Consider the following 26118-nt stretch of genomic DNA (forward strand, 5'->3'; position numbering starts at 1 on the left):
TCCATTCAATCACGGAGGTCGAACATGAGCGGAATCAATCTCAAGCACGATGGCTGGGTCGTCGTGGCCGACGGAGAGAAGGCGCTGTTCCTGCGCAATGAGGGCGATGCGGAACACCCCAACCTCCAGGTTTTCCGGGAGATGGAACAGGACAATCCGCCCACGCGCGAGCAGGGCACGGATCGCCCCGGTCGCGTGCATGAATCGGCCGGACCCGGCCGTTCGAGCGTCGAGACAACCGATTGGCAGCAATTGGGCAAGGAGCGGTTCGCGAAGGAGATCGCAGAGCGCCTCTACAAATACGCCCATGCCGATCGCTTCGATAAGTTGATCCTGGTCGCACCACCCAAGGTCCTCGGAGAGATGCGTGAAGCGATGCATCAGGAGGTGCTCGATCGCATCATCAGCGAAATCCCGAAAACGCTGACAAATCACTCGATCGACAAAATCGAAAATCTGCTTCTGCACTAGCTGCGTACTGTCTTTGAGAGCAACAACGCCGCGGCTGAGGAAGCGTCATGAAATTCGTTTGGGTCTACCTCGTCGCGGCGGTCGTCTTTCTGACGATCGACGCCATCTGGCTCGGCTATGTGGCGCGCGATTTCTATAAGGATCGCCTTGGATCGCTGCTGCTCGAACGCCCCCGGTTCGGCATTGCCGCGGGTTTTTATGCCATCTTCGTCATCGGCCTGATCTATTTCGCGATCGCGCCTGGTCTCAATGCAGAGAGCTTCGGCCTGACCGTGTTCAACGCGTTCCTCTTCGGTCTCTTCTGCTACATGACTTACGACGCGACGAACCTCTCCACCATCAAGGGTTTCGATACCACGGTCGCAGTGGTCGACACGCTGTGGGGCGCCACGCTCAGTGCCTTTACCGCCGGCGTCACCTATTTCGTCGTCCGCGCCTTCTCGCTTTGGCACGGATGATGCATCTTCTGTCCCGGTAGCAATGACTGGGATCGAAGATGGAAAGAGCAAGTTCAGTCCTCAAAAAGGGCGAGTGGTCGGGCGAGGCTCGTGACAGCGTGACGCTTGACGAGACCGCGCGGAACCGGCGGCGTCTCCGGCTTGCGAGCGATGGCGGCATGGAGTTTCTTCTCGATCTTCCCCATGCGGTGCTGCTGCGCGATGGCGATGGGCTGCAACTGACCGGCGGTGCGGTGATCGTCGTGCGATCCAAGCTGGAAGAGCTCTATGAGGTTCGGGCCCAGGAGCCTTCGGCGCAGGCGCTCTTGCGGCTTGCCTGGCACATCGGCAACCGCCATCTTCCGTCCCAGATATTCGACGACCGCATCCTGATCCGGCGCGACCACGTCATCCGGCAGATGCTCGAAGGCTTGGGCGCGGTCGTGATGGACGTCAGCGCTCCTTTCGATCCGGAAGGCGGCGCCTATGACGGTGCTGAGACCGGGCATGACCACCATCATGGCCATCGCGAGCACGGCTCAGGCCACGGCCATTCCCATTCGCATGATCGGCACCATCACGACCATGACCATCACTGAGGCGCAGGACCAGCGACGCAGCCTGATGCGGCTGATGGCTTGGCTTTCGCCTGCCTTTCCAACGGGCAGCTTCAGCTACAGTTACGGGCTGGAATCCGCCGTCGACGCCGGCGCTATCGCCAGCGGCGATCATCTTGAGAACTGGCTGTCCGATCTCGTCGCGCATGGATCTGGCTGGAACGACATGGTGCTGGTTGCGCAGGCCTGGCGGTCCTGCGCCGATGCCGGGCTGATCGATGAGCTCGGAGACCTTGCCGAGGCTTTGGCCGGGTCTGCCGAACGCCATCTGGAAACCATGGCGCAAGGTGCTGCCTTTCTCGACGCCGCCGGGGCGCGCGCGTCGATTGCCGCTGTCGATCATGGCGAGTTGCCGGGCGAGCTTGCCTATCCCGTCGCCGTCGGTCTGGTCGCCGGTCGGGAAGGCGTGCCGCTTGCCGACACGCTGACGGCCTTCGCCCATGCCTTCGTCTCCAACCTCATTCAGGCGGCACTCCGGCTTGCGCCGATCGGTCAGCGGGAAGGCGTGCGGGTGCTGGCCTCGCTTGAGCCATTGATCGCCGCAACGGCGGAACGCGCGACAGAGGCCGGCCTCGATGATCTCGGCTCCTGCACGTTCAGATCCGAAATCATGTCACTTAGACACGAAACTCTGCATTCAAGGCTCTTTCGATCATGACTCACTCCCTGCACGGTCCGCTTCGCGTCGGCATCGGTGGCCCCGTTGGTTCGGGCAAGACCACGCTGACCGAAAAGCTCTGCAAGGCGATGGCGGCGGAGTATTCCGTCGGCGTCGTCACAAACGATATCTATACCCGCGAAGATGCCATGGCGCTGGTGCGGATGCAGGCGCTGCCGGAGGACCGCATCATCGGCGTGGAGACCGGCGGCTGCCCGCATACGGCGATCCGCGAAGATGCCTCGATCAACCTGCGGGCCATCGCCGAGCTCAACCGGCGGCATCCCGATCTCGACGTCGTCTTCATCGAATCCGGTGGCGACAATCTCGCAGCGACCTTTTCGCCCGATCTTGCGGATCTGACGCTCTACGTCATTTCGGTGTGCCAGGGCGGCGACATTCCGCGAAAGGGCGGACCGGCGATCACGCGCTCGGATCTGCTCATCGTGAACAAGACCGACCTTGCGCCCTATGTGGGTGTTGATCTCGAGCAGATGGATGAAGACTGCCGGCGCAGTCGCAACGAGCGACCATACGTCTTCACCGATCTCAGTCGAGCGAAAGGCTTGGACGACATCATCGCCATGCTGGAGCGAGAAGGTGGGCTCACGCGTCGGGTAGCGGCCGAATGACGTGTCAATCGGCCTGTTCGAGGCCTTCATAGTTCGGCAGGTGCTGAAAGGCCTGCCGCAGTGCCTCCGACCATCCGTCCGAAATCGCCTGATAGTACGGATCGGAAGCGAGAAGCCGCTTTTCTGCGCCCCGCTTAAGCGAACCTGTCTCATAGGTCTGCATGTCGAGCGGCAGCCCGACCGAAAGGTTCGATTTCAGTGTGGAATCGAACGACACGATGAGAAGCTTGGCTGCTTCCTCGAAGCTCATGTCGGGGTCGTAGGCGCGAACGAGGATCGGCTTGCCGTATTTATGCTCGCCGATCTGAAAGAACGGATTGTCGTCGGTTGCCTCAATGAAATTGCCTTCCGGATAGATCAGGTACATCCGGCTCTCGCCGCCTGCGATCTGACCTCCGAGGATGAAGGTCGCGCCGAAGCTCGATTCACTCTTGAAGCCGCCACCAACCGCAATTTCGCGGATCACGGAACGAACCGTATCCCCAACGAGCTTTGCCGCCTGGAACATGGACGGCACTTCGTAGATGTCGGGATCGCGCTCGCCGGCGGTCTTGTGCCGTTCTTCCAGCATGCTGACGACGGTTTGCGTCGTTGCGAGATTGCCGGCCGAAAGCAGGGTGATCAGCCGGTCGCCCTTGCGCTCCCAAGTGTACATCTTCTTGAACGAAGACACGTTGTCGACCCCGGCATTGGTCCGGGTATCGGACATGAACATCAAGCCACGCCTGAGCCGAAGACCGACACAGTAGGTCATCGCTTACTTCACCCCGCCATCAGATTGCCGGCCACCCCCGGCCGTGTTCGTCACCCTATACGCGCCGCAGCGCGACTCAGATGCATCCGAATTTCGCGATCTGAATTACTGCTCCACCGTTATGGCCACGGCAAGCGTCTCGGTGGAATTTCCATGGCGGATACCGGAAACCGGAGACACGTCGACGAAATCGAGCCCAGTGGCAATGCGGATGTAGCGCTCGTCCGGCGAGATGCCATTGGCCGCGTCGAAGCCGACCCAGCCCAGTCCCTCGACGAAAGCTTCGGCCCAAGCGTGCGTCGCCACCTGCTCGGTACGGTCGTCCATCAAGAGATAGCCGGAGACGTAGCGCGATGGAAAATCGAGGTAACGCGCGGCGCTCAGGAAGATATGGCTATGGTCCTGGCAAACGCCGCTGCCGTTCTCGAGCGCTTCCTCTGCGGTCGTCTGGGCGTCCGTGGTGCCGATTTCGTAGGCTACCCTGTCGCTGATTGTCGCCATCAAGCCATGCAACCGCTCCAGCGGGTCCTTGCCCGGGATCGCGCGTGCCAAGTCCCGGATAGGCTTGCCGGCGCGTGTCAGGTGGGTGTCACGCAGATAGAGCCAAAGCGGCGCGAAGCCCACATGCGGGCCCGAGACGCCGTTCACGTCTTCCGTCACCACCTCGCCATGGGCGATGATCCGGATCATGTGCGGATCGCCTTCGGCCGACAGAAGCTGCGTCAGATTGCCGAAATGGTCGTCATAGGTGACCTCGACGCGGGCGCCCTCGATATCGGTCTGCCAGTTGACGACGGTTTGCCCGCGTCCGGAGCGCGGCGTCAGCCGCAGGCGCTGAAGCGCGTAGTAGATAGGGATATTGTAATTGTATTCGGTCGAGTGGCTGACGCGGATTTGCATGATCAATAGAACCTGTAGGCTTCCGCGATCTCTTGGCCGAGACGGCTGTTGCGTCGGATGAAATCTTCCAGAAACTGGTGGAGCCCGCCGTCGATGATGGCGCGGATATCGCGGTTGCGCAGCGTCTCCAATATTTCGAGCGCCGTGTCGTGCGCATTGTGCCGGGTGCCGTATTCGGTTTCAAGATAGCCGAGATTGTTGGTGATTTTCTCGTGGCAATAGGCGAGCGAACGCGGCATGCGCCCGTTCAGGATCAGGAAGTCGGCGATGTTCGTCGGGTTGAGATCGGATTCGTAGACCCAACCGTAGGATCGGTGCGCCGAGACCGACCGCAGGATCGACACCCACTGGACGTTGTCCAACGACGAGCCGACATAGGTGACCGCCGGCAGAAGCAGGTAGTATTTGACGTCGAGAATGCGGGCGGTGTTGTCGGCGCGTTCGATGAAGGTACCGATGCGAGAGAAGTTAAAAATTTCGTTGCGCAGCATCGTGCCGTGAAAGGCGCCGCGGATCAGTCCCGTGCGCTGCTTGATCAGGTCGAGCACGCTCGGCAGATCCGCATCCTTGACGCGCCGCGCCAGCCGCGAGGTCAGGTCGATCCAGCACTCATTGGTGCTTTCCCACGCTTCACGGGTGAGGGCGGTGCGCACCATGCGGGCGTTGGAGCGCGCGCTATTTATCACCGACAGCACGCTCGACGAGTTGCGCTCGTCGCGCAGCATGAAATCGATCGCGTCGGGACCCGTCACGTTCTCGTAATGCTGGAGAAAATTGGCTTCGACACCGGCGCTTTTCAGCACCGAGGTCCATTCGTCGTCCGAGCCCTGCGTGCCGGTCAGCGACATGCGCACGCCCGCATCGATCAGGCGAGCGGTGTTTTCGGCGCGTTCGATGTAGCGGAACATCCAGAACAGGCCGTTGGCTGTGCGTCCAAGCATCATCGCATCAATCCTCCAGCACCCAAGTATCCTTGGTGCCTCCGCCCTGGCTGGAGTTGACGACGAGCGAGCCTGCCTTCAGCGCGACGCGCGTGAGCCCGCCGGGAATGATCTGGATGCGGTTCGGCGATACGAGAACGAAGGGCCGCAGGTCGACGTGGCGCGGTGCCACGCCCTTCTTGACGAGGATCGGCACGGTAGAGAGCGACAGGGTGGGCTGGGCGATGTAATTGCCCGGCCGCGACTTGAGCTTGGCGGCGAATGCGCTGATTTCCTTTTTCGACGCTGTCGGCCCGACGAGCATGCCGTAGCCGCCGGAGCCGTGCACTTCCTTGACAACCAGGTCGGCCAGATTGTCGAGAACGTATTTCAGCGTGTCCGGCTCGGAGCAGCGGTAAGTCGGGACGTTTTCGAGCAGAGGCTTGCGCCCCGTATAGAACTCCACGATTTCCGGCATGTAGGAATAGATCGCCTTGTCGTCGGCGATGCCTGTGCCGGGGGCATTGGCGATCGTGATGTTGCCGGCGCGGTAGACATCCATGATCCCGGCAACGCCGAGTGCCGATTCCGGCCGGAAGGTGAGGGGGTCGAGGAAGTCGTCGTCGACACGGCGATAAAGCACGTCGATCGGCTTGTAGCCCTGGGTGGTGCGCATGGCGACGCGACCGCCGATAACCCTGAGGTCGGGGCCTTCCACCAGTTCCACGCCCATCTGGTCGGCGAGGAAGGCGTGTTCGTAATAGGCGGAATTAAAGATCCCCGGCGTCAGAACTGCGACGCGAGGCTTGTCGGCGCAGCCGGGCGGTGCGGATGCCTCCAGGCTTTGGCGCAACAGCATCGGGTAGTTTTCGACCGGGCGCACGCGGACCCGGTGAAACAATTCCGGGAACATCTGCATCATCGTTTCCCGGTTCTCCAGCATGTAGGAAACGCCGGACGGCGTGCGGGCATTGTCTTCCAGAACGTAGAATTCGTCCTGGCCTGTGCGCACGATGTCGGTGCCGATGATGTGCGTGTAGACGCCGCCGGGCGGCCGCATGCCGATCATTTCCGGCAGGAAGGCGACGTTGCGCTCGATCAGATGGCGAGGCACGCGGCCGGCGCGGATGATCTCCTGCTTGTGGTAGATGTCGTCAAGAAATGCGTTGAGGGCTGCGACGCGCTGTTCGATCCCCTGAGCGAGCTTTCGCCATTCGCGGCCGGAGATCACCCGGGGGACGATATCGAAGGGAATGATGCGCTCAGCGGCTTCTTCCTTGCCGTAGACGGCGAAGGTGATGCCGGTCTTGCGGAAGATGGCCTCGGCGTCACGCGACTTTGTCAGCAGTCTGGCGTGATCCTGCTCGCCGTACCAGGACATATACTCCGAATAGGGCCCGCGGGGCCGGTTGTCGGCGTCGAGCATTTCGTCGAACGGCAAATCAAAGCTCCCTCTTTTTAGTCATGAAAGAGCAAAGCGGGAGGCTTTGCAAGCGGCTGCGGGCGTCGGCAAAACAATGCCTTAAGCTGAGGCGTGGTTGCACAAGCTTTGATCATGCTTTGACAGGTTGCGCCAGCGCGCGTAACGGTCGACGCGAATTTCTGCCTGCGAGCCGCACTCCCCATGACAATCGAACGCATCGCTCCCGCGCTTTTCGTGCTGCTTTGGTCCACGGGGTGGATCGTTGCGCGTTATGCGGCACCGCACGCCGATCCGCTGTTCTTTCTGTGCCTGCGCTACGTGTCCGCCGCCGCAGTCTTCGTGGTGTTCTGCATGATCGTTCGGGCCCAGTGGCCGCAGACCCGCGCGCAGTGGTGGCACGCAACGTTTTCGGGCGTGCTCCTGCATGCGATCTATCTCGGCGGTGTCTGGTGGGCGATCGCGCATGGCGTGCCGACAGCACTTTCGGGGCTCATCGCCGCACTCCAACCCTTGCTCACGGCCACAGTCGCGCCTTTCGTCGTCGGTGAGCGCCTGTCGGGGAGCCAGAAGCTCGGCATCGGTCTCGGTCTCGTCGGTCTGATGATCGCCATCGTGCCGAATCTGATGGCGCTCGAACCGGAACAGATCGCAGCCGCCACGGTGCCGCTCATCGTCAACGTCGTCGCCATGGTCGCGGTCACGGCCGGCACGCTCTACCAGAAGCGCTATCTCCAGACAGGCGACCTGCGCACCATCGCCACGCTGCAGTATTTTGGCGCGTTCGTGGTGACCGCGCCTTTCGTGTTGCTGCTGGAAGACATGCGGATCGTCTGGAACTTCGAAGTCTTCGTCGCGCTCGCATGGTCCGTCTTCGGGCTGTCGCTGCTGGCGATTGCGCTTCTGCTCTACCTCATCAGGCGCGGCCAGGTGTCGAAGGCGGCATCGCTGATCTATCTGGTGCCGCCGACCGTGGCGATTCAAGCGTTCCTCTATTTCGGCGAGGAACTGCCGCTGCCGATGATCATCGGCACATTGGTGGTCGTGCTCGGCGTCTATCTCACGAACCGAAAGCCGAAGGCTCCGGTTACCTGAGACGACCGGCCAAAGAAAAAGGCCGCCGCTGGTTCAGCGACGGCCTTCATCATCTCTGTACGTCAGGGATCAGGCGCTGCGGCGCTGGCCACCCTGCGACGAGCCTTCGCGCTTGCCCTTGCCGACGCGGCGATGCGAACGGCCGCTCGGGCGCTCGCCGTTGCCGGTGCGCTCGGGGCGCTGACCATTGCCACGTCCGCCGCCATTTCCGCGACCAGGACCCTTGCCGCTGCCGCGGGCAGGGCGGGCGTGATCGGCCGGAGCCGTGCCGCTGGCAACCGCGATCGAGATGCCCATCAGCTTCTCGATGTCGCGCAGCAAGCGGATTTCGTCCGGTGCACAGAAGGCGACTGCCATGCCATCGCGGCCGGCACGTGCGGTACGACCGATCCGGTGCACGTAAGCGTCCGGCACTTCCGGCAGCTCGAAATTGTAGACGTGGCTGACGCCGGTGATGTCGATGCCGCGTGCTGCGACGTCGGTTGCCACCAGAACCCGAACCTTGCCGTCCTTGAATTCCTTCAAGGCGCGCTCGCGCTGGTTCTGGCTCTTGTTGCCATGGATCGAGGCGGCCGAGAAACCGGCAGCGACGAGCTGCTTCATCAGCTTTTCAGAACCGTGCTTGGTACGACCGAAGACGAGTGCAAGGCCATCCGGGTTGGCGCGCAGGCACTGGATCAGAAGGTTCGTCTTGGCCGACTTGTCCGTGACGAAATGCACGCTCTGCTCGACCTTGTCGGCAGCCTTGCCGGGAGGCGAGACTTCGACGCGCATCGGGTCGGTGAGGTAGCTGTCGGCGAGATCCGCGATCATCTTCGGCATCGTTGCCGAGAACAAAAGCGTCTGGCGCTTCTTGGGCACGAGCTTCACGATCTTGCGCAGATCATGGATAAAACCGAGATCGAGCATCTGGTCGGCTTCGTCGAGGATGAGGCGGTGCACCTGGTGCAGGCTCAGAGCCTTGCGGTCCACGAGATCGAGCAGGCGGCCGGGGGTGGACACGAGAATGTCGAGGCCACGGTCGAGCATGCGCATCTGGCCGTTGATCGATACGCCACCGACCACGACACCGATCTTGAGCGGCGTGTTCTTGACGAACGCCTTCAGATTGGCGGCGATCTGGTTGACCAGTTCACGTGTCGGCGCAAGAATCAGCGCACGCGTGGCGCGGGGCTCCGGCTTCTTGCCGTCCGAGAGCAGGCCTTCGATCAGCGGCAGGCCGAAGGCAGCCGTCTTGCCGGTGCCCGTCTGAGCGAGGCCGATCAGATCGTGGCCTTTCAGGACGAGTGGGATGGCTTGTGCCTGGATCGGCGTCGGCTGGGTGAAGCCGAGGGCGACGAGCGGCGCAAGTGTCTGCTTGGAAAGACCAAGCGAAGTGAAATCGTTCAAAATACATGCCTTTCAGGCGTGGGCAGCCGCACGCGGAACCGTCTTGGTCCGAATGGCGACTTCAAGAACCCCGCGTGAAATGGGAACTTGGATTGGAAATGCTTTCTTCAGCGCCAGGGCGACGAATGACTTCGCCGTTCTTGGGAACTGCCGCTTTATGAAACCTTGTTGATCGGGTCATGTACCCGAAATGGCGCGCTCACGCTGGCGGCCTAAAGGGAAAGCTGAACCGCATGTCGTCTTTTCCTCGACAAAAGTCAAGACGGGGGAGGTGATCAGCGCTCTGGCGAGAAGCCCCAGTCGAAATTCTCGACCCCTCCTTTCCAGATGCACGCCAATCGCTATGATCGGCCAACTTTTGGGCAGAGACGCCTGAAAGGACAGTCAAAGATAGGACGGACGCACGAACGATGCGCTCCGACAGATTTCAGGGAGAGTGACTACATGTTGCCAGCATTCAAGACGGCGCTCGCCACCGGCGTGGCTGTAGCGAGCCTGACGACGGCAGCCTTGGCGGAGGATTTCAAGATCGGCTTCATCGGCGGCATGACCGGGCCGATCGAAAGCCTGATGCCGCCGATCGTGGCAGGCGCGGAACTGGCCATCGCCCAGATCAACGAGCAGGGCGGTTTTTTCGGTGACGAAAGCCAGGCCTCGCTGGTCATCGGCGACGACGGTTGCGTCGACGCGACGCGTGCATCGGATGCTGCCGACCGTCTCGTCAATGTCGAAAGCGTCAAGGCGATCGTCGGTGCGATGTGCTCGGGCGCAACCGTTGCCGCAGCCAACAACGCGGCCGTTCCGGGCGGCGTCGTCATGATCTCGCCGGCGTCCACTGCGCCGTCGCTGACCACGCTCGAAGACAACGACCTCGTCTTCCGCACCGCGCCTTCAGACGCGTTCCAGGGTGAAGTTCTCGCCAACCTCGTGTTCAACAAGGGCATCACGAGCGTTGCCGTGTCCTACGTGAACAATGACTATGGCACGGGCTTTGCCGATGCCTTCGGCGCTGCATTCGAAGCTGCCGGTGGCCAGGTGCTCGCCTCCGAAGCGCATGAAGACGGCAAGGCCGACTATCGCGCGGAAATCGGCTCTCTGTCGTCCACGGGCGCCGAAGCCCTCGTCGTGCTTGCTTATGTGGATGGCTCGGGCGGCACGCTTATTCGCCAGGCCGTCGAAGGCGGCGACTTCTCTCAGTTCGTCGGCGGTGACGGCATGGTGGGCAACCGCCTTGGCGAGCTCGTCGGTTCCAGCGCCGATGGCATGATCGCGACCCGTCCGGGCTCCCCGGAACTGCCGGGCCGCGCTGCTTATGATGCTGCTGCCGAGGAAGCCGGCTTCGATCCGAGCGCAACCTTCGCCGCGCAGTCCTATGACGCGGCATTCCTGCTCGCACTCGCTCTGCAGAAGAACGGCGGCGAAATGGAAGGCCTCAACACCGCACTTCGCGAGATTGCGACGGAACCGGGCGAAGTCATTCTGCCGGGCGAGTGGGAGAAGGCAGTCGAACTGATCGCAGCCGGTCAGGACATCAACTACGAAGGCGCTTCCGGCAGCCACGAATTCGACGACGCTGGCGATGTGCCCGGCGTGTTCGACGAAATGACGGTCGAGAACGGCGAGTTCGTCGTCGTCGGCCCCGCCACGTAAGTCATTTTTCGCTTACGGATCGACCCGTATCGAAGGGGAGCCTGCGGCTGATGCTGCAGGCTCCCTTCTCGTTTCGGCTGGAGCTTTGGATCTTCTAAAATGCTAAGTTGTGGCATCGGCGCGTAACGCTTTCGAAACCGCGCTCTCGCTAGCTGTTATGGACAGCAGCGGGGGCGAACCATGACGATAAGCTCGGTCGGCAAGGTTGAAGTGGAGCGGCTAGAGGCCGTTCGCGCGCTCAACCTTACCTACACATCCGATTTTCCCGATCTCGACGCCATCACCAGCTTCGCCCGCGAGATATTTGGTGTCAGCGGTGCACTGGTCACCATCGTAGACGAGGATGTCCAGTGGAACATTTCCCGATCCGGCTATGATGATCGCTGGACACCGCGGCTTCATTCGCTCTGCAACGTTACTCTTGCTCAGGGGAGGCAGCTTATTGTTCAGGATCTGAGCCTGGACGCCAGATTCGGCAGCAATCCGCTCGTCCACCAGTCACCCTATCTGCGCTTTTATGCAGGTATTCCGCTCGAGATTGATCCCGGCATCTGCCTCGGCACGCTCTGCCTCATCGATACCGAAACGCGCTCCTTGTCATCGCGTGAAGTGGCACAGCTGGAGCGGCTGGCAACCATTGCGACGGCCTTGCTCAGGCAGCATCGCGACACGGTGCGCGTGGCGCGTCTTTCTATGTCTCTCGCGCAGTCCGCCCGCACGATCGAAGAGCAGTCACATACACTGACGCTGCAAAACCGCATGCTGGACGAAGCCTGCGCGCTCGGTGAAATGGGTGCCTTCAACCACGATCTGTTGACCGATCAGGCCGAATGGAGCGCGATCTTGAAGCGCATCCACGATCTTGACGAACACACGCCGATTGGTTCGACCAGCGATTTCAGCCACATGGCGCGCTTTTATTCCAAGAAGGACTTGAAGCGCTACGTGGTTGCCGTGCGCGAAGCGATGCGCAAGCGTGAGACGCTGGAATTCGAGACCACCCTGCGCACGGCGAAGGGCCGCCGTCGTTGGGTGCGCCTCCGGGTCGATTTCGAGTACGACCAGAATGGCCGGCCCGTGCGCCGTTTCGGCATGATGCAGGATATCACGCGCGAGAAGCGGCTGCTTGGGCGTCTGGATTATCTGGCCAATCGCGATCCGCTGACGGGTCTCTACAACCGCAATTACTTTCTGCGGACCGCGAACCAGCATCTCAAGGATCGCAAGCATCTGACGACGGGTATCGCGATCCTGGATCTCGACGGCTTCAAGGCCATCAATGACAGCTATGGCCACGCTGCCGGCGATGCCTGCCTGCGCGCGATTGCCACGAGACTGCGAAGCCATTGTGGCCCGGACTGGCTTCTCGTGCGGCCCGGCGGTGATGAATTCGCGCTCGTGATTGCCGATGAATGCGATCTAGAAACCTTGAAGGAGCGGCTCGAAGCTTTGAGGCTGGTCATCCAGCAGCCGATCGAATGGAAGGGCATCACGTTCCAGGTATCGGCCTCCATCGGCCTCGCGCCTGCTGAGCCTGGCCGCATGCAGGATGCGCTCGAACTGGTGCAATCGGCCGATCTCGCCGTTTACAAGGCGAAGGCGGCGGGTCGCAATTGCCTCGCCACCTATTCCTCCGATCTGCACGAAGTGGCGCTCCATCGGTTCAACATCATCAGCGAGGCGCGAAGGGCGCTCGACCGCGGCGAGTTCACGCTGTTCTACCAGCCGAAGATCAAGCTCATGGACCGCAGTCTTAGCGGGTTCGAGGCTTTGCTGCGGTGGCGTCAGCCGGATGGCCGTTACGCTGCGCCCGGCGAATATCTGCCCGTCCTCGAAGATGGCGAGATGTCGCGGCGCATCGGCGACTTCGTCATGGACGAGGCGATCCGGCAAGCCTCGCGCTGGCGGGCGAGCGGCTTTGATTTCGGCAACATCGCCATCAATGTTTCATCGAGCCAGTTCATCGGCAGCGGCTTCGTCGACCGACTGATCTCCAGCATGGCCGATGCGGGGCTTGCGCCCGGCGACATTCAAGTCGAGGTGACGGAAGGCGTGCTTCTGTCCACCGGCGCGACCTCGGTCGCTTCGGGCCTCAAGCGGCTGTCGGACCACGGTATCAAGATCGCGTTCGATGACTTCGGCACGGGCTACGCGTCGCTGGTCCATCTGCGCCAGCTCGAATTCGACGTCATCAAGCTGGATATGTCCTTTGTCCGCTCGATGCTGACGTCGCCTGCCGACATGGCAATCGTCGAGGCGGTGCTGACGCTCGCAAGGCGGCTCGGCAAACAGGTCGTGGCTGAAGGTGTCGAGACGGGCACCCAGGCGGAAACCTTGCTCGCCCATGGCTGCCATTACGGGCAGGGTTATCTCTTCAGCCGGCCAAAGCCCGCGGCCGTGGTCGAGGCCGCGTGGCGGGAGTTGCGCGAGGCGGTGTGAGCCGTCCTCAACCTTAGGCCTTGCGCGACAGACGCTCCGGAATGACGCCTTTCGGCGCGAAGCGCAGCACCATGGTGATCGTCAGGCCAATGACGAAAACGCGCATGGCGAGCGCCCGGCTGTTCAGGTCCGCAGGGGCCTGCCAGCCGAAGAGATCGCGCCCGATCGTGCGGATGTAGTCGAAGATGACGAGCGTCACCGGTTCCGACATCGTCCAGATCACGTAGACCAGCAGCGCCCCGAAGATCGCACCGCGATTGTTGCCGGGTCCGCCGAGGATCACCATCACCCAGATCAGGAAGGTGTGGTTGAGGTCGACGAAGCCGTTCGGGTCGAAGATCGTGTTGAAATGGATGAGCGTCGCGCCGCCGATGCCCATCAAGACGCAGCCGAAGACGAAGATCTCGAGCCTGCGCTTGGTCACATCCTTGCCCATGGCGGAGGCTGCGTCTTCATTGTCGCGGATCGCGCGCATCATGCGGCCCCAGGGCGCGTGATAGACGCGCTGCAGCAGCATGTAGACGATGACGAGCATCACTGCCGTCAGGACGAGGTAGCTTGCGCGTGCCGCGGTGAAGCCGACTTCGGCCGCGCCCGGTACCGGCCAGGGCAGGGGCGACACGGTCTGTGTCCCACGCGTCAACCAGTCGGCGTTCTTGAGGAAGGTCTTGATGATCTGCGCGATGCCGAGCGTGGCGATCGCGAGATAATCGGAGCGCAGGCCAAGGCAGATCTTGCCGACCACCCAGGCGATAGCACCGGCAACGATGCCGGCTGCCGCCCAGCCGAAATAGACGGGCAGGCCAAGGCCACCGACGAAGCCGGCTTCCCGTTCGATGTAGCGGGCGGTGGGATCGAGGCTTGCCGAGACCACCAGATAGGCGACGGCGAGCGTCACCAGCGTCAGGAAGGTCACGAGCGGCTTTGGCAGGCCGATCTTGCCCGAACGCGACACGGCGAAGACGGCGGCCGCGCCGATCGCCACCTTCACGAGCACATCGCCGAGCATGGCAGGGCCTTCGGAATCCCAGAACGCCTGGTTGACGGGGAAAGTCACGAAGAGCGAGGCGAAGGCGCCGGCGGCGATGAAGCCCATGATGCCGACATTGAAGAGCCCCGCCGTGCCCCATTGCAGCGAAAGCCCGAAGGCGATCATCGCGTAGCACAGCGCTTCCACCGTCACGCGCAGCGAATATGCTGTGCCCTGGGTGACAAAGATGATGGCAAAGAGAACGCCGAGCCCGGCGAAGAGCAGGAGGTCGCGACGGTTATCGGTCATCACAGCACCCGTCCTTTGAAGATACCGGTCGGCCGGTAGATCAGGATGAGGATCAGAAGGACGAAGGGCACCATCAGCTTGTAGTCCGTGGGCACGATGGCGAGCGAGGCCGGCACTTCGAACGCGTTGTCGGTCCAGCGCGCGATCGGGCGCAGCAGCACCGACCAGTTGAACACGGCGAGCGTCTCGGCGTAGCCGACGACGAAGCCGCCTGCGATCGCGCCATAGGGCTGGCCGATGCCGCCGACGATCGTCGCGGCGAAGATCGGCAGCAGGATGTTGAAGGAGAGATCCGGCTTCAGCGAGACGTCCAGCGCGAGCATCGTGCCGGCAAGTGCCGCAAGTCCACCACCGATGATCCAGGTGGCCCGCACCACGGTCTCGATGGAGATGCCGGTGACCTGCGCCAGCGACGGGTTGTCGGAAACCGCACGCATCGCCTTGCCGAGGCGCGAGCGCGACAGGAAGTAGTGCAGCGCGATCACCGAAATCAGGGTGACGATGAAGAGCGCCAGCTGCGGCTCCGTCACCGTGATCATCTGGTTGGCGCCGGGAACTTCGATGCGGAAGATGTCTTTCGGCTCGTTGAAATAAAGCTCACGCGAGCTCGGGCCGGCGAACAGGCGAATGAGGCCCTGCAGCATCAAGGTCACGCCGATCGAGGCCATGACCAGCACGATGCCTTTTGCACCGGATCGGCGCAGCGGCTGGTAGAACGTCCGGTCGATGCCGATCGATATGCCGGCGGTGAGGATCATCACGATCGGCAGCACCATCATGGCGATCGGCAGCGGGCCCGCGAAACCCGCGGCGGCGAGTGCTGCGGCCAGAACGTAGGCGATGAAGGCGCCGAGCGTCATCATGTCGCCATGGGCGAAATGGGCAAAGCGCAGAATTCCGAAGATCAGCGTGACGCCGATTGCGCCGAGCGCATAGATCGACCCGATGATGGCACCGGCGAGGATGCCCTTGTTGATGAAGAAGACCAGCTCATTCATTGGTGTCGATCATCCCCCGAGGAAGCTTTTGGCGACTTCCGGATTGTCGAGAAGCGCCCGCCCGGTGTCGGTGTAGGAATTCTGGCCGTTGGCCAGAACGAAGCCCTTGTGGGCGATGGCAAGCGCCTGCTTGGCGTTCTGCTCGACCATGGCGACGGTCACGCCGAGCTTGTTGATGGCGATCACGCGGTCGAAGATTTCCGACATGTACATAGGCGAAAGGCCCGCCGTCGGCTCGTCGAGTAGGATGAGTTTCGGCTCGATCATCAGCGCGCGGCCGAAGGCGACCATCTGGCGCTGGCCACCGGACAATTCGCCGGCTGCCTGCCGCCGCTTGTCCTTCAGCGGCGGGAAAATCTCGTAGACCTCGTCCATCACGCGAGAATAGTCGTCGCGCCGCGTATAGGCGCCCATTTCGAGGTTCTCGTGCACCGTCAGCGTCGCGAAGACATTGTGCTCCTGCGGCACCATCGCGATCTTGTGGGCGGCAAGCTTTTCCGGGCTGATGCCGGTGATGTCGTGCCCGTCGAAATGGATCGAGCCCTCGGTTATGTTCAGCATGCCGAAGATCGCCTTCAGCGTCGTCGACTTGCCGGCCCCGTTCGGGCCGACGATCACGCCGATCTCGCCCGCATCCAGCATCATGTCGATCCCCTTGAGGATCGTCATCTGGCCGTAGCCGGCATGAAGATTGCGGATTTCGAGCAGGCTCATGGACGCGCCTCCACCTGATTGGCGTGGGCGACGGTCGCATTGCCTGTCGGCGAGCCGCCGAAATAGGCCTCGATCACGCGCGGATCGTTCTGGATGTCGGCGATGTGGCCTTGCGTCATCACAGAACCGGCAGCCATGACGATCACCGGATCGCAGAGCCTGGCGATCAGGTCCATGTCGTGCTCGATGACGAAGAAAGTGTAGCCAAGTTCGCGGTTCAGCCGTTCGATATTGGACGCGAGATCGTTCAGGAGCGTGCGGTTGACGCCGGCGGCGATCTCGTCGAGCAGCACGACCTTGGCGTCGGTCATCATCGTGCGGCCGAGTTCCAGGAGCTTCTTCTGGCCGCCCGAGAGATTGCCGGCAAGCTCGGTCTTCACATGGGTGATCTTCAGGAAGTCCAGCACTTCCTCGGCCTTGCGGCGGATCGCTTCTTCCTCGCGGCCGACGCGGACGGGCATGAACCAGGCACCGATCAGGCCTTCGCCTGTCTGGTTGTCCGGCACCATCATGAGGTTCTCAAGCACCGTCATGTTGGAAAATTCGTGCGCAATCTGGAAGGTTCGCAGCAGGCGCCGCTTGTAAAGCGCGTGCGAGGGCAGGCCGGTCACGTCCTCGCCGTCGAACAGGATGGTCCCGCTCGTTGGTTCCAGCGTGCCCGCCACCATGTTGAACAGCGTCGACTTGCCAGCACCGTTCGGACCGATCAGGCCCGTGACGGAGCCTTTCTCGACCGAGAGCGTGCAGTCGTTGACTGCGTGGAAGCCGCCGAAGCGCTTGCTCACGCTTTTCACTTCGATGATCGCTGACATCGTTCCCTGTGGGCGGCCTTGGGCCGCTTCTCGTCGCGGATGCGTCCCCTGTCCGGGACGTCGATGGCGACGCCTCTAGCATCGGGCAATTCGCAATGGAAGGCCGCGAAAACCATGGGCGGCTGCACAAATGCCGCAGATTCTGTTCGCGTGCGGCAAATTCTTGTGCAAACGGGCCCCGAAGGGCCCGCTTGCGGGTTCAATTCACGAAGTTTTCAGATCAGGACGCCGCGTCGCGTGCGGCAGTCAGCCACTCGTCGACCTCAGCGCGGTTCTCTTCGATCCACTCGGCTGCATGGCGAGCGACGTCGTCTTCGCTGTTCTCGCCTTCATACATCTTCGCGTTCTGCGCGAAGACATCGTCCAGCGGCACGGACGCCGCTTCCAGCAGGGCGCGAACGGCCGGGTTCTCTTCAAGGAACTCGGAATTGGCAACCGGAACGAGATCGTTGGCCGGGAAGCCGAGCTGGCAGGGATCGTTCACGCACCCTTCGACGCCGGCCATGGTGGCTGCGTCTTCGAGCCCCTTGGTCGATTCCGGCAGGTCGACTTCCGGCACTTCGATCCAGACGACGTCTTCGCCCGGCTTCAGCACGTTGACGGTCCAGTTCGGCGTCCATGTGTAGAAGAAGATCGGCTCGCCGGCCTCGTAGGCGGCGACTGCATCGGCCATGGAGGCGTTGTAACCGGCCTTCACCGGGTTGACCGTATCGCGCAGGCCGTAAGCGTCGAGATGATGCTCGATGCCGACTTCGCAACCCCAGCCGGGCGGGCAGGCAACGAGATCGGCCTTGCCGTCGCCATCGCGGTCGAAGAGCGCGGCGATCTCCGGATCTTTGAAATCCTCCAGATTGTCGATGCCGTGTTCATCGGCCGTCGCCTTGTCGATCAGGTAGCCTTCAAGTGCGCCACCGGCGGCAACCGTGCCGACTTTTTCGGCGCCCTGCGAGAAGGTCTCCTCGTAGGTGTTGTGCAGCGGGAACCAGCCGTCCACCCACAGGTCCATGTCGCCCTGGGCGACCGACTGGTAGAAGATCGGGTTGTCGAGCGCGCTGGGGCCTGCGACCTCGTAGCCAAGCTCCTCGAGCATCTGCTTGTAGATCTGCGTGTAGAAATAGCCCGTGTCCCAGGTCGGCTGTGCCATGTTGATGGTCACGCCTTCACCGGGCTGCGCATCCTGAGCGCTGGCAACGGTCGTTGCCGCCGCGAAGCAGAGGGCTGCCGCCGCAACGCTGGCAGAGAGGCGGGGCAGGCGTCCGAAAGCTGTCATCTTTGTTCTCCCTTTGGGTTTTGTCGGTCTCCGCTCCTTGTCGCAAGCGGAGGGTTTTCGTGCCGCCCGCAAGAAGGCGGCCGATCTTCGTGGCGGTCAGGCGGGCTTTTCGTCCGCCGCGCGAGCCGCCATCCGCGACGGCTTGAAAAAGCCGCGGAACGTCTGTGCGAGCGAGGGCGTGGCGACTGCCTTGCGCTCGGCGAAGGATTGCGTGATCCGGTCCAGAATGATCGCGAGAATGACGATGCCGATGCCGCCTTCCATCGCGGTTCCGACATCCAGCCGTCCGAGACCCGTGTTGACGGTGAGGCCGAGCCCACCGGCGCCGATAAGCGCTGCAATGACGGCCATGGACAGCGCCATCATCAGCGTCTGATTGAGGCCGGCCATGATGGTGCGCATGGCGAGCGGAAGCTGCACTTCCCACAGAACCTGGGAGGGCGTGGAGCCAAATGCATAGGCCGCTTCGACCAGGTCGGCCCGCACACCGCGAATGCCAAGATTGGTCAGGCGCACGATCGGCGGCAGGGCAAAGATGATCGTGGCGATGACGCCCGGCACCGTGCCAACGCCGAACAGCATCACGATCGGCACCAGATAGACGAAGGGCGGTATCGTCTGCATCACATCGAGGATCGGCCGCAGGATGGCGAGGAACCGATCGCTGCGGGCAGCGAGAATGCCGACCGGCACGCCGATGACGGCGCAGAAGAACACGGCGGTGACGATCATGGCGAGCGTCGTCATGGTCTGCCCCCACACGCCGATCAGGTCGAGGAAGACGAGCGCGAGCGCCGTGAAGATGGCGACCCCGCGGCCGGCCGTACGCCAGGCGATGAAGGCGAGGATTGCCGTGAACACGAGCATCGGCATCGCATTCAGAAATCCGTCCAACCCGTCGAGAACGAAAGAGATTGGCGCCTGAAGCGAGCGGAAAAACGGGCGAAAATTGGGAACGAGCCAGTCCTTGACGGCGGAATCGACCCAGTCGCCGAACGGGATTTCAAAAAGGTCGGATGGGCTGAACATGCTTCAAGCCTCCCACTGTCTTGTGCGCGGTTGAGCCATCTCAGGCGGTTACTGCGCGCTTTGGACCACTCTCATGCTCTTCGCCGCGGACCAGCTGGTGAAAAATGTCACCCGGTTCGACGATACCGATAAAGGCGCCCGTCGCATCCATCACCGCAATGGGACGGCCGGCTGCTGCCTTACCGTAGAGCTCGTGCAGGTGGGCATCGGGCGTCACTGTCTCGAAATGAAGATCGAGATGCTGCGCCAGCCCGCCCGGATTTGAAGCGCCCGAGAGGCCGCGATAAAGGACCTGCCCGCGCAGTCTGCCCCTGTCCGTCACGAACATCGCGTCCACGTTTTCGGCTTCCATGCGGGCCAACGCGTCCGACACCGGGGCATCTATCTCGATGGAAAGCGGCGGGCGTGCGATAGCGGCAACTTCGAACACGCGCGAGCGGTCGATGTCCTGGGTGAAGGCCCGAACGTAATCATCGGCCGGTTCGCCCACGATCTCTTCCGCGGTGCCCACCTGCACGAAGCTGCCATCCTTCATGATGGCGATCTTGTCGCCCAGGATCAGCGCCTCGTTCAGATCGTGGGTGATGAAGATGATCGTCTTCTTCAGGCTGCGTTGCAGTTCCAGAAGCTCCAGCTGCATGTCGCGGCGGATGAGGGGGTCGAGCGCACCGAAGGGCTCGTCCATCAGAAGGATCTCGGGCTCGGTCGCGAGACCTCGGGCCAATCCGACGCGCTGCTGCATGCCGCCGGAGAGCTCCTCGGGATAGCTGTCCGCATAAGCCTCGAGGCCAACCTGGGCCAGCGCCTTCAGTGACCTTTCGCGCCTTTCGGCTGCAGGCAGGCCCTTCACCTTCAGTCCGTAGGCGACATTGTCCACGACCGTCTTGTGGGGAAAGAGGGCGAAGTGCTGGAACACCATCGCGACCTTCTCGCGCCGCACCTTGCGCAGTGTCTCGGCGGAACACGACGCCACGTCGATGCCGTCGATCATCATCTGGCCGCTTGTCGGCGGGATCAATCCGTTGATCATCCGCACGAGCGTGGACTTTCCGGAACCGGAGAGGCCCATCACCACGAAGACCTCACCCTCGGCGACCTCGAAGCTCGCGTCGTTGACGCCGATCGTCTGGCCTGTCTCGGCGTGGATATCCGCCTTGCTGTGGCCCTTGCTCACCATTTCGAAGACCCGATCGGGCTCGCTTCCAAATATCTTGAAGATATTCTTCGCTTCTACTTTGTTCGCCATACCGTCCGTGAAAGCTTTTCCCGTGAGGGACTTCAATACAAGTGGGTGAGACCTCGAATAATGCGCAGTGATGCGAAGTGCAGATCAGCAAGTCGCGGCCTGGCGGAGGCTATAGGGGAGATGTTGGTGCGGAACCTAACGCCTCTATTCCATCCTGGCAACCGGCGGACACGATTTTTATCAATTAGGAACATAATGTTGCAGAAGGCGAGTGGATGCGCCGTGCCGAATGCGGCCTGGGATGTCGCAATCAGGCCAAAAAATGACGCGTGCGTTTCGAACCGCTGCGGTCTCCACTGTTCCGTTCTATGGTTAACGCTTTGTTCAGAGCGGACCGGCATTCTCATCCTTGGGTTGTTGGCGCGGCCGGCTCGATTGTGGGTTGGCAATGGCGGGGGTGGTGCGTGCGGGCTGCTGAGGGTGATCTCGATAGACATGTGATCGAGCGCGGCATCACGCACGTGCCGCAGATCGGTCACCTGATCTACGTCAAGGACGGCCAGATGCGCTATCGCGCGGCCAGTCAGTCCTTCCTCACGTCGATCAACAAATCCGCAATGCCCACCAACGATCCAGCCTTCGGTGAAGACGGCTATGATCGTGAGCGCGATGAGGCCGAGCGCCGTTGCCTCGTGTTCGGCAAGGTCCAGCGGCTGTCGATGGTGTGTCCGGACGGGGTACGGCGCGTGCTCACCCTGACCCGGATCAAATGCACCGACGGGTCGCTGTTCGTCGTCGGCCACGATCCTAGGATTGATCCAATTGCTTTGCTTCAGGATGTCGCTGCAACGTCGGCTCCCGCGTCGGACCGGTCGGGGGAAATGGACGATCTTCGGCAGGTCATCGAGGCGATGCCCATGGCAGTCGTCGTGGTCGACCAGGACCTCACCATCGAGCTGATCAACGGTCGCTTCTTCGACATCTGGCGTCTGGAGCCCGTGCTTCTCTTTGGGCATCCGTTCCGCAAGCTCATGGACCTCAACCGCGACAACGGGATCTATGACGTCGTCGACGATGACTGGGAAAGCTACGTCGCGACCAGAACCGCCGAGATCCGGCAGGGCGCCGTCGCTCCGAGAGAATTCAAGCGGCAGGATGGTGTGGCGCTGATGTATTCGGTGACGCCGCTGTCGAACGGCCGCCGCATGATCGGCTATTACGACATCAGCGAGGTGCGCAAGCACCGGGAACGCGCCGAAGCGATCAACGCCAAGCTCAAGGACACCGTGCGCCTGCTCGACGACGCTGCGGAGGCGATGGCGCAGGGCCTGCTGATCTACGACGCGAACAAGATCCTCTTTACCAACGATCGCTTCTACGAGTTCCTCGATGTCCCGCGCGGACTGGTCGGACCTGGCAAGCCGTGGATGACCTTGATCGACCACTGCGCCGAACGCGGCGACTACGGCGAGGGGGAGGAGGCCGAAAAGGCCAAGGCTTACATTCTCGAGAGTGCCCGGAAAGGACAGTTCCACCAGCTGGAGCGCAAAGGTCGTGACGGCCGTTGGCTCCGCATCGACGGAAAGCCTACGGCTGGCGGGCTTACCGTCGTCACCTATTCCGACATTTCGGAGCTCAAGGAACGGGAAGCGGAACTGCAGCAGCTGGTCATCAAGGCCGAAGCCTCCGATCGGGCGAAGTCCGAATTCCTCGCCAATATGAGCCACGAAATCCGCACGCCGATGAACGGCGTGCTGGGCATGGCAGAACTTCTGTCGAAGACCGAACTCGACACACGCCAGCGCACCTATTGCGACATCGTTATGAAGTCAGGCAACGCGCTCCTGACGATCATCAACGATATCCTCGATTTCTCCAAGATCGAAGCTGGCGCGATCTCGCTCGAGCAGGCTCCATTCAACGCGCGCGATGCGGTCGAAGACGTTGCCGGTCTGCTGGCGAAGGCTGCGGCCGAGAAGGATCTCGAACTGGTGGTGCGCGTCGATGCGGGCGTGCCGGGCATGCTCGTCGGCGATCAGGGCCGGTTCCGCCAGATCGTGATGAACCTGCTTTCCAACGCCATCAAGTTCACCGAGAAAGGCCACGTCCTGATCTCGCTCGCCGGCAGCGCTGTCGACGATAGCGCGAAACTTGTACTGACCATCGAAGATACGGGGCTTGGCATCCCCGCCGACAAGCGCGACAAGATCTTCGAAAAGTTCAGCCAGGTCGATGGATCGTCGACCCGCCGGCACGAGGGTACCGGCCTCGGTCTCGCCATCACGACCCGGATCATCGAACTGATGGGTGGGACGATTTCGCTCGAAAGCGAAGAGGGCCGAGGCTCAACTTTCCGCGTGTTCCTCACGTTGCCCATTGGCGAGACGTTGCAAACGCCTGCGCCGCCGCCGGCGTCGCTTGTCGGCGCGCGCGTTCTGGTGATCGACGACAACCAGGTGAACCGCGATATTCTGAGCGCGCAATTGCAGGATTGGCAATGCGATGGCTGCGCGGCCGTCAGCGGTGCCGAGGGCCTTCAGGTGCTCAAAGCCGCAGCCGCCATGAATGTCGCGGTCGACTGTGTCATCCTCGACCATCACATGCCGGGCATGACCGGGCTCGAAATGGCGGCGGCAGTGCGGCTCGATCCGGCGCTGAAAGTTACGCCGATTATCCTGCTCACCTCGGTCGACGTTGACCCGCGGCGTTCCGACATCCAGCGGCTGGGGCTTGTGTCGGTGCTGACGAAGCCTGCGCGTGAAGCGCACTTGGCGGCGACGCTTGGTGAGGCCCTGGCACGTTCGAGACCAAGCGCTCCGGCACCCGAATTGCGATTGCCGACGGACGTCGTGCAGGAACTGTCAAGCGACCTCGACCAGATAAAGCCCGAGACGATTGCGCCTGCCTTCACGTCGAAACCTGGAGCGCTGTCGCTCGATCTCTGGATCGACAACGAAGGATTGGCCGAATCGGTGGCCGGTATCGGGGCCGCGCTTGCTTTCGACGACGAAGCGAACGATGGCCATGTCGACCGCCAAATCGCGGCCAAGCCGCAATCGTCGGGCAGGCGCCTTGAAGAGCAGGCGGCTCGGCTGGACGTGCTCGTTGCGGAAGACAACGAGGTCAACCAGATTGTTTTCAGCCAGATCCTCGACGATCTCGGTGTCGTCTACCGCATCGTCGGCAATGGCGCGCTGGCGGTTGCCGAATTTGATCGTGCCGTCCCGCGGCTGATCCTGATGGACGTGTCGATGCCGGTGATGAACGGCCATCAGGCGACGCAGGCCATCCGTGCGCGTGAGCGACAGAGCCGCGGCCATGTGCCGATCATCGGTGTCACTGCCCACGCGCTCAAGGGCGATCGGGAGGCCTGCCTGCAGGCGGGGATGGACGATTACATATCCAAGCCGATTAGCCCCGACATGCTGGAACGCAAGATCGGCGAGTGGCTCAAGGATGACGCGAAGGCGGCCGGCTGATATTGCGTTTTACGACGTCCGCGTGCCGGCAAGCATTTCGCGCTTCATGCCGTGGCCGGGAAGCCGATCGACGGTGAAGCCGGCCGCCTGAAGATTGCGTCTCACGAAGCCTGCCGCGGCATAGGTCGCAAATGTCCCACCGGGCTTGGTCTTTTCGAACACGGCGCCGAGAAGATCCGGTGACCACATGTCGGGATTGCGAGCGGGCGCAAAGCCGTCGAGATACCAGGCGTCGGCTGGGCCATCCCAAGCGGTCAGCCGCTCGGCCGCATCGCCAATCAGGAGCTGCAGCCGAACGCCATCGTCGAGATCGACGACGAGATCTTCCAGCGGCTTCGGTTTCGGCCAGACAGCGACGAGGGCCGCGACTTCATCGGCAAGCTCCGGCCAGTTCGCCAGAGCGCGGTTCAAGGTCTCGCCATCAAGCGGGAATTTCTCGAAGGACGTAAAGGTGAGATCTTGGCCCGAGCGGCGCTGCGCTTTCCAGGCTTGCCACGTCGTCAGCATGTTCAGCCCCGTGCCGAAGCCGAGTTCCGCGATGGCGAAGTGGTTTTGCTCCTGCCACCGCTCCAGCAGCCGATTGCCGGCGATGAACACGTGCCGCGTCTCTGCGAGACCATTTTCGCGCGAGTAAAAATGATCGCCAAAACGCGTGGAAAAAGGCATATCGCCCTCATGCCACACGATCGCGTCTTCGCCTTCTTCACCCATCGATCCGCTTCCCGGTCGCGCATTCTTCGTGACGTGCGTAGCGCCGATTGAAGTGCCGATGCAACGGGCTCAGTCAGCTTCCAGCAGCGCTCGGTCGTATGATCTCCTGATCGCGGGCGGCGGTGTCGTCGGTTTGTGGACGGCACGGCTTGCGAGCGCTGCCGGGATGTCGGTCGCCCTAGTGGATGCCGGCGCGATCGGAGCCGGTGCCAGTGGCGGCATTCTCGGCGCACTGATGCCGCATGCGCCGGAGCGCTGGAACGGCAAGAAACAGTTTCAGTTCGAGGCGCTCCTGTCGCTGGAGCCAGCAATCGCCGCGCTCGAGGCGGAGACGGGGCTGTCCACCGGCTACGGCCGCATCGGCCGCCTCATGCCGCTGCTTGACCAGCGTCAGCTGGATCGCGCGCGCGAACGTCAGGACGATGCGGGCCGCAACTGGCAGGGGCGCGATCGGTCCTTTCATTGGACGGTGCATTCGCCCGCAACCGGGAGCGATTGGCTGGCCCCGGCTGCCGCCCCGGCCGGCGTCGTCTTCGACGATCTGAGCGCAAGGCTCGATCCGCGGCGCCTCTGCGCAGCACTGCGCACAAGCCTGGACGCGCGGCCGAATGTGCTCCTGATCGAGCATGATGGCCTGCGGCATTGGCAGGCGGGCAAGGCGGAGCTTGCCAGCGGAGCCATCATACTGGCTGACCGATTGGCGATAACGGCCGGGCACCAGAGCTTTCCACTCCTTGCGTCGCTGTTTCCGCTTCCGACCGAGCTCGGCATGCCCGTCAAAGGGCAGGCGGCGTTGCTCGATGCGCGCTGCGATCCCGGTCATCCGCTCATTTTCGACGATGGCGTCTATATCATTCCCCATGCGGACGGCACGGTTGCGATCGGCAGCACCAGCGAGAACAGCTTCGACGCGCCGTTTTCGACCGATGCTCAGCTGGACGTCTTGCTCGCGCGTGCGTTTGCTCTGTGTCCTTCGCTTGCCGATGCGCCGGTTATCGAACGCTGGGCCGGGCTTCGCCCGCGCGCGATCGGCCGTGATCCGCTAGTCGATTTCGTGCCAGGTGACGCGAACACGGTGATCGCGACGGGCGGCTTCAAGATCACGCTCGGTATTGCCCATGCCATGGCCGAGACGGCGATCAACCGGCTGCTCGGACGGCCGGTCGAATTGCCGGAAAGCTTCTCGATCGATTATCATCTCGCTAAGGCCGCGCGGATAAAGCGCTGAACGGCGCGTCCAGCACGCTGGCAATCGACG

The 26118-nt window shown here is 62.3% G+C and carries 23 protein-coding genes; 10 read left to right on the forward strand and 13 right to left on the reverse strand.

Annotated elements, in window-relative coordinates; genetic code table 11:
* Positions 1-24: 24 nt before the first annotated feature.
* From D5400_RS10230 to ureG, 5 genes are read left to right on the forward strand one after another with little or no spacing between them, the layout of a single operon-like run.
* Positions 25-471: a host attachment family protein gene (locus D5400_RS10230; protein ID WP_126009924.1), complete on the forward strand. Its 447-nt coding sequence runs from the start codon at positions 25-27 to the stop codon at positions 469-471.
* Positions 472-518: 47 nt separating this feature from the next.
* On the forward strand, positions 519-929 hold the full coding sequence (locus tag D5400_RS10235) for a DUF2177 family protein (protein ID WP_126009925.1): 411 nt from the start codon (positions 519-521) through the stop codon (positions 927-929).
* Positions 930-967: 38 nt separating this feature from the next.
* The gene (locus D5400_RS10240; RefSeq protein WP_126009926.1) at positions 968-1507 is read left to right on the forward strand and encodes an urease accessory protein UreE; all 540 of its coding nucleotides are present in this window, start codon (positions 968-970) and stop codon (positions 1505-1507) included.
* The gene (locus D5400_RS10245) at positions 1473-2183 is read left to right on the forward strand and encodes an urease accessory protein UreF (protein ID WP_126013069.1); all 711 of its coding nucleotides are present in this window, start codon (positions 1473-1475) and stop codon (positions 2181-2183) included. Before D5400_RS10240 ends, D5400_RS10245 begins: the two co-directional genes overlap by 35 nt.
* Entirely contained in the window at positions 2180-2815 is a 636-nt protein-coding gene (gene ureG, locus D5400_RS10250) for an urease accessory protein UreG (protein WP_126009927.1), read from the forward strand. Before D5400_RS10245 ends, ureG begins: the two co-directional genes overlap by 4 nt.
* Positions 2816-2819: 4 nt before the next feature.
* Here the strand turns inward: ureG and D5400_RS10255 are convergent, their stop codons facing one another.
* The 4 genes from D5400_RS10255 to D5400_RS10270 all read right to left on the reverse strand — a co-directional run bounded on the left by D5400_RS10255 (position 2820) and on the right by D5400_RS10270 (position 6815).
* Positions 2820-3569 carry a proteasome-type protease gene (locus tag D5400_RS10255; RefSeq protein WP_126009928.1) on the reverse strand — a complete coding sequence of 250 codons (750 nt, stop codon included), beginning with the start codon at positions 3567-3569 and terminating at the stop codon, positions 2820-2822.
* A gap of 105 nt (positions 3570-3674) precedes the next feature.
* Positions 3675-4469: a transglutaminase family protein gene (locus D5400_RS10260; protein ID WP_126009929.1), complete on the reverse strand. Its 795-nt coding sequence runs from the start codon at positions 4467-4469 to the stop codon at positions 3675-3677.
* A gap of 2 nt (positions 4470-4471) precedes the next feature.
* Positions 4472-5410, reverse strand: coding sequence for an alpha-E domain-containing protein (locus D5400_RS10265; RefSeq protein WP_126013071.1), 939 nt, complete (start codon positions 5408-5410; stop codon positions 4472-4474).
* A gap of 7 nt (positions 5411-5417) precedes the next feature.
* Positions 5418-6815, reverse strand: coding sequence for a circularly permuted type 2 ATP-grasp protein (locus D5400_RS10270; protein WP_164528004.1), 1398 nt, complete (start codon positions 6813-6815; stop codon positions 5418-5420).
* Positions 6816-7013: 198 nt separating this feature from the next.
* On the opposite strand from D5400_RS10270, the gene D5400_RS10275 reads away from it, so the two are divergent.
* A complete protein-coding gene (locus tag D5400_RS10275) occupies positions 7014-7904 on the forward strand; it encodes a DMT family transporter (protein ID WP_126009931.1) in 891 nt (296 codons plus the stop codon).
* Between the two features lie 69 nt (positions 7905-7973).
* On the opposite strand, the gene D5400_RS10280 is transcribed toward D5400_RS10275, so the two are convergent.
* Complete coding sequence (locus tag D5400_RS10280; RefSeq protein ID WP_126009932.1) at positions 7974-9293, reverse strand: DEAD/DEAH box helicase; 1320 nt, start codon at positions 9291-9293, stop codon at positions 7974-7976.
* A 444-nt stretch (positions 9294-9737) separates the two neighbouring features.
* On the opposite strand from D5400_RS10280, the gene D5400_RS10285 reads away from it, so the two are divergent.
* Positions 9738-10943 carry an ABC transporter substrate-binding protein gene (locus D5400_RS10285; RefSeq protein WP_126009933.1) on the forward strand — a complete coding sequence of 402 codons (1206 nt, stop codon included), beginning with the start codon at positions 9738-9740 and terminating at the stop codon, positions 10941-10943.
* Between the two features lie 180 nt (positions 10944-11123).
* Complete coding sequence (locus tag D5400_RS10290; protein ID WP_126009934.1) at positions 11124-13382, forward strand: putative bifunctional diguanylate cyclase/phosphodiesterase; 2259 nt, start codon at positions 11124-11126, stop codon at positions 13380-13382.
* 13 nt (positions 13383-13395) lie between these two features.
* Here the strand turns inward: D5400_RS10290 and D5400_RS10295 are convergent, their stop codons facing one another.
* The 7 genes from D5400_RS10295 to D5400_RS10325 form a co-directional block, all read right to left on the reverse strand.
* Complete coding sequence (locus D5400_RS10295) at positions 13396-14661, reverse strand: branched-chain amino acid ABC transporter permease (protein WP_126009935.1); 1266 nt, start codon at positions 14659-14661, stop codon at positions 13396-13398.
* Positions 14661-15659 (reverse strand): branched-chain amino acid ABC transporter permease, encoded by a 999-nt coding sequence (locus D5400_RS10300; RefSeq protein ID WP_126009936.1) that lies wholly within the window; start codon positions 15657-15659, stop codon positions 14661-14663. The genes D5400_RS10295 and D5400_RS10300 overlap by 1 nt, the downstream gene beginning before the upstream one ends.
* 9 nt (positions 15660-15668) lie before the next feature.
* Complete coding sequence (locus D5400_RS10305; RefSeq protein WP_126009937.1) at positions 15669-16373, reverse strand: ABC transporter ATP-binding protein; 705 nt, start codon at positions 16371-16373, stop codon at positions 15669-15671.
* On the reverse strand, positions 16370-17185 hold the full coding sequence (locus D5400_RS10310) for an ABC transporter ATP-binding protein (protein ID WP_126009938.1): 816 nt from the start codon (positions 17183-17185) through the stop codon (positions 16370-16372). The genes D5400_RS10305 and D5400_RS10310 overlap by 4 nt, the downstream gene beginning before the upstream one ends.
* 220 nt (positions 17186-17405) lie before the next feature.
* Positions 17406-18455, reverse strand: coding sequence for a glycine betaine/L-proline ABC transporter substrate-binding protein ProX (gene proX, locus D5400_RS10315; RefSeq protein ID WP_126009939.1), 1050 nt, complete (start codon positions 18453-18455; stop codon positions 17406-17408).
* Positions 18456-18551: 96 nt separating this feature from the next.
* Positions 18552-19484, reverse strand: a complete 933-nt coding sequence (locus D5400_RS10320) for an ABC transporter permease (protein WP_126009940.1) — start codon at positions 19482-19484, stop codon at positions 18552-18554.
* A gap of 40 nt (positions 19485-19524) precedes the next feature.
* Entirely contained in the window at positions 19525-20730 is a 1206-nt protein-coding gene (locus D5400_RS10325; RefSeq protein WP_126009941.1) for a quaternary amine ABC transporter ATP-binding protein, read from the reverse strand.
* A 404-nt stretch (positions 20731-21134) separates the two neighbouring features.
* On the opposite strand from D5400_RS10325, the gene D5400_RS10330 reads away from it, so the two are divergent.
* Entirely contained in the window at positions 21135-24149 is a 3015-nt protein-coding gene (locus D5400_RS10330; protein WP_164527853.1) for a response regulator, read from the forward strand.
* Between the two features lie 9 nt (positions 24150-24158).
* Here the strand turns inward: D5400_RS10330 and mnmC2 are convergent, their stop codons facing one another.
* On the reverse strand, positions 24159-24860 hold the full coding sequence (gene mnmC2 / locus D5400_RS10335; protein ID WP_126009943.1) for a tRNA (5-methylaminomethyl-2-thiouridine)(34)-methyltransferase MnmC2: 702 nt from the start codon (positions 24858-24860) through the stop codon (positions 24159-24161).
* Positions 24861-24918: 58 nt separating this feature from the next.
* Here mnmC2 and D5400_RS10340 point away from each other — a divergent pair, with 58 nt between their 5' ends.
* Positions 24919-26088 (forward strand): NAD(P)/FAD-dependent oxidoreductase, encoded by a 1170-nt coding sequence (locus D5400_RS10340; protein ID WP_126009944.1) that lies wholly within the window; start codon positions 24919-24921, stop codon positions 26086-26088.
* Positions 26089-26118: the final 30 nt, after the last annotated feature.

The sequence above is a fragment of the Georhizobium profundi genome (assembly GCF_003952725.1).
GTDB lineage: Bacteria > Pseudomonadota > Alphaproteobacteria > Rhizobiales > Rhizobiaceae > Georhizobium > Georhizobium profundi.